The following is a 719-nucleotide window of genomic DNA, read 5'->3' as shown; positions in this document are numbered from 1 at the left end:
GGTGGAACTGCTGACCGAACCGGTGGAATGGTCGGGCGAAGGACGCCCGCGCCGTGCGGGTGTGTCCTCGTTCGGCATCAGCGGCACCAACGCGCACATCATTCTCGAACAGCCCGCATTCGCGGGCGACATCGCCACGGCGGCACTCGGCGCCGACGACGACGCCGAGACGGCTGTTGCGGTGCCGTGGGTTCTCTCCGGTAGGAGTGGGACCGCGGTGCGCGCCCAGGCCGAGCGGCTGCGGGAGTTCGTGCAGGGCGCCCGGGTTCGTGATGTGGACCTCGGGTTCTCGCTGGCGACTCAGCGGTCCGTGTTCGAGCATCGCGCGGTGGTGCTGGCGCAGGACAAGGCCGCTGCCCTGGAGGCATTCGCGGCGGGTCTTCCGGACGCGGGCGTCGTGGAAGGCCTGGTCGATGGAGGCCGCACGGCGTTCCTCTTCTCGGGTCAGGGTTCGCAGCGGCTCGGTATGGGGCGTGAACTGCACGCGCGTTTCCCGGTGTTCGCGGAGGCGTTCGACGCGGTGTGCGCCGGCCTGGACGAGCACCTGGACCGGCCGTTGCGTGAGGTCGTGTGGGGTGGGGACGCGGATGTGCTGAACCGGACCGTGTATGCCCAGGCGGGGTTGTTCGCGGTCGAGGTGGCGTTGTTCCGGCTGGTGGAGTCGTGGGGTGTGCGGCCGGAGTTCGTGGCCGGGCATTCGATCGGTGAGGTGGCCGCCG

General features: G+C 70.2%; 1 protein-coding gene. It reads left to right on the top strand.

Annotation, left to right across the window (positions count from 1 at the left end; all coding sequences use genetic code 11):
- Nucleotides 1-61: 61 nt before the first annotated feature.
- Nucleotides 62-719: acyltransferase domain-containing protein (locus IE178_RS35150; protein WP_318280429.1), on the top strand; the 658-nt coding region annotated here is incomplete at its 3' end.

Source organism: Streptomyces griseoloalbus (assembly GCA_014650015.1).
Classification (GTDB): Bacteria; Actinomycetota; Actinomycetes; order Streptomycetales; family Streptomycetaceae; genus Streptomyces; species Streptomyces griseoloalbus.
This window is presented reverse-complemented; position numbering and strand designations above follow the sequence as displayed.